At 68.4% G+C, this 2940-nt stretch carries 4 protein-coding genes; 1 reads left to right on the top strand and 3 read right to left on the bottom strand.

What is annotated here, in order from left to right; translation table 11 throughout:
- Positions 1 to 95 precede the first annotated feature (95 nt).
- Positions 96 to 1151 carry a hypothetical protein gene (locus AB0M20_RS35620; RefSeq protein WP_364304943.1) on the bottom strand — a complete coding sequence of 352 codons (1056 nt, stop codon included), beginning with the start codon at positions 1149 to 1151 and terminating at the stop codon, positions 96 to 98.
- A 249-nt stretch (positions 1152 to 1400) separates the two neighbouring features.
- Here AB0M20_RS35620 and AB0M20_RS35615 point away from each other — a divergent pair, with 249 nt between their 5' ends.
- Positions 1401 to 1685 carry a hypothetical protein gene (locus tag AB0M20_RS35615; RefSeq protein ID WP_364304941.1) on the top strand — a complete coding sequence of 95 codons (285 nt, stop codon included), beginning with the start codon at positions 1401 to 1403 and terminating at the stop codon, positions 1683 to 1685.
- 78 nt (positions 1686 to 1763) lie between these two features.
- Here the strand turns inward: AB0M20_RS35615 and AB0M20_RS35610 are convergent, their stop codons facing one another.
- The gene (locus AB0M20_RS35610; RefSeq protein WP_364304939.1) at positions 1764 to 2573 is read right to left on the bottom strand and encodes an ABC transporter ATP-binding protein; all 810 of its coding nucleotides are present in this window, start codon (positions 2571 to 2573) and stop codon (positions 1764 to 1766) included.
- Positions 2570 to 2940 (bottom strand): iron chelate uptake ABC transporter family permease subunit (locus AB0M20_RS35605; protein ID WP_364304937.1); only part of this gene is annotated, 371 nt, incomplete at its 5' end. The genes AB0M20_RS35605 and AB0M20_RS35610, both read right to left, overlap by 4 nt.

Raw genomic sequence — 2940 nt, 5'->3', positions numbered from 1 at the left:
GTCAACAACGCTCATGGGCATTACATCTAGGCCGGCCCGGCCGGCACCTCCATGGGGGTGCCGGCCGGTGAGGTTGACGGCAGCCTTGCCAGTGGCTAACCGACCTTGATGGTTGCGCCGACCGCCGACAACGCATCGACGGAGTTCACCGCGAACGACCTGGCGTAGCAGAAGCCGTTCGGGCCGATGGCGATGTTCGGATTTCCCCGGCAGTTGAGCGTCGAGAACGTCCCGTCGATGGCGACGATGAAGCCCTTCACCGAGGCTGCGCCGGCGGAGGTGTACGAGAAGGCGGGCGATCCCGAGTCCCCGCCGCGCACGTTCCCGATCTGCACGCCGCCGTTGCTGCCCGTGCTCAAAATCCAGAAGCCCGGACCGACCGATCCGACGCCGGTGATGTTGGTGTACATGTTGGTGCCGCGGACCGTCACCTGGGTGCAGAGCTCGCCGCTGACCGCGCCGCCGGTGCAGATGCCGGTGTTGTTGGCCGGTCGTTCCGCGTTGTACACCGGAATGCTGGTGGATGAGTCCCACGGCCCGGTGTAGATCCGACCGGCCGTCGAGGAACCGGTGATGACTTGAGTGTCTTTTGCTTGCGAGCGCGTGCCGGTGACCGTTCCGAGAGTCGCACCGCTGGCGTAGCCGGTCCAGGTTCCGGTGCCGCAGTGCCAAGCCGTCGTGATTCCGCTCGTGGTGCCCCGGTAGACGGAGACGCCGGTGCCGCAGACGTATCCCTGAGTCGGTGACGTGGCTCGATAGATCAAGGCGCCGCCCCAGAACGGGGAGGTGTCGGCGTCCCGCCTCGCCGGTGCGACGTCGATCGCGCCGGTCACCGACACGGGATAGCTGGAGTTGATCGTCGCCCGCTGGGCGGCACCTTTGCTGCTCAGTTGCACGTCGAGGCCGCTGTAGTCCTCGCTCGGGCCCACGGTGGCGATGGTCGCCTGGTTGGCCTTGGCCAGACGGGCCGACTCCGCGAGCAGCTCGGCGGCGGAGTACTTGGCCGGGACAAATAGAACCTCAGCCGGCTGGGCGCCGGAGAGCCGACGCATCGAGGCGGGCACCTCGCCCTTCCACTGCACGACGACGACGCCATCGCGCACCGTCACGCCGGCGGCTCCGGCCTGCGGGTGCTGGTCGAGCCAGCGCATGACCGCGCTCGCTGTGGTCTCGACGGCGTTCGGGGCAGCGCCCGCAGGAATCGGGCGGCTTGTTTCTCCGGTGCCGCCTTTCTCGGCGCCGGCCCAGGCGCCTTGGGCGCCGATGGTCAGAATGATGATCGAGAAACAGCTGGCCGCGGCAAGACGAAGCCGCGCTGAGCGACGCATGGGAACCTCCAGGATTTGCACTACGCTTGACTGGTGGATCCTCGGGAACGACGTGCTGCACGCCGGCGGAGAATGGCGCAGCTCGAATCAATTCAGCAGCGCATCGTCCATGAATGGATGGACACCCGGACGGAGACATGGGTGTCCACGGTCGGAGTCGACGAGCGCGCGGAAATGGTCGTCGTCAGCTTGAACCGACGCGATGGTGATTACGCTGGCCGACTCATCGCAGAGTTCGGCGACAACAACGTGCACGTCGATCCGAATCCGACCGTCGTCACGGCTTTGCCGCCCGCACCGGCGCAACTGCCGGGATCAATAAGAGAGACCCATCAAACATCCCCCGATTCGGAATAGACGTTCCCCGATGGCGGATTCTAGGGTGATTATTTGATCCACTCAACCAGGTCGCGAAGAAATACAAGACCGACCGCCTCATCCCGGTGTTCCTGCTGACGCGCGTCTAGCCGCGCGGCCCGCCGGGACGACCAGCGGGGTGCCGGTCTGCGGGTCGGCGATGACCTCGCACTTGAGCCCGTAGATGTGCTCGACCAGGTCGGCCGTGATGATCGTCGACGGTTCGCCCTGGGCGACGATCCCGCCCTCCTTCATCGCGATCAGGTGGGTGGCGTACCGGGTGGCCTGGTTGAGGTCGTGCAGGACCGCGACCAGGGTCCGCCCCTCCTCGTTCAGGTCGGCGCACAGGTCGAGCAGCTCGATCTGATGGGCGATGTCCAGGTACGTCGTCGGCTCGTCGAGCAGGAGGATCCCGGTCTGCTGGGCCAGGGCCATGGCCATCCACACCCGCTGCCGCTGACCACCGGAGAGCTCGTCCACCGCGCGGTCCGCCAGCACGGTCACACCGGTCGCCTCCATCGCCAGCGCGACCTGCTCCTCGTCCTCCGGCGTCCACTGCCGCAGCAGCTTCTGGTGCGGGTAGCGGCCGCGGGCCACGAGATCGGCGACCGAGATGCCGTCCGGCGCGATCGCCGACTGAGCCAGCAGCCCGAGCCGGCGCGCGACCTTCTTCGCCCGGTACGACGAGATCGTCTGCCCGTCCAGCACGACCGCACCCGACTTGGGGGCGAGCAGCCCGGACAGCGCCCGCAGCAGCGTCGACTTGCCGCAGGCGTTGGGCCCGACGATGACGGTGAACGAGCCGTCCGGGATCTCCACGTTGAGGCCGGTGGCGACCACCCGCTGGTCGTACGCGAGGGTCAGATCGGCGCCGGACAGCCGCGTCATGTGGTTCCCTTCCGCCATTGCACACTGAGCAGCCAGGCCAGGTAGGCGCCGCCGACCGCGCCGGTGACCACGCCGACCGGCAGCTGGTCGGGCGCCAGCAGCCGCTGCGCCACGAAGTCGCTGAGCACCATCAGCAGCGCCCCGGTGATCATCGACGGCACCAGCTGCAACGTGGCGGCGCCGGTCAGCCGCTTGGTGATCTGCGGCGCGGCGAGCGCCACGAACGCGACCGGCCCGGTGGCGGCCGTGGCCACCGCGCAGATCGCCACCGCCAGCAGCACCAGGACGAGCCGGTCGCGGCCCGCGCGGACGCCCAGCGCCCGCGCCGGGTCGTCACCCATCTCGAGCAAGCGCAGCCGCCGGCCCC

Origin of the sequence: Actinoplanes sp. NPDC051633 (genome assembly GCF_040681735.1) — a bacterium.
Classification (GTDB): Bacteria; Actinomycetota; Actinomycetes; order Mycobacteriales; family Micromonosporaceae; genus Actinoplanes.
Note: the sequence above shows the minus strand (reverse complement) of the source record. Positions and strands in the feature narration are given on the sequence as shown.

Bases quoted from the DNA above. Each gene is read 5' to 3' on its own strand.
- AB0M20_RS35620 (WP_364304943.1), bottom strand. From the start codon at position 1,151: ATGCGCTGGCTCGACCAGCACCCGCAGGCCGGAGCCGCCGGCGTGACG.
- AB0M20_RS35615 (WP_364304941.1), top strand. From the start codon at position 1,401: ATGGCGCAGCTCGAATCAATTCAGCAGCGCATCGTCCATGAATGGATG.
- AB0M20_RS35610 (WP_364304939.1), bottom strand. From the start codon at position 2,573: ATGACGCGGCTGTCCGGCGCCGATCTGACCCTCGCGTACGACCAGCGG.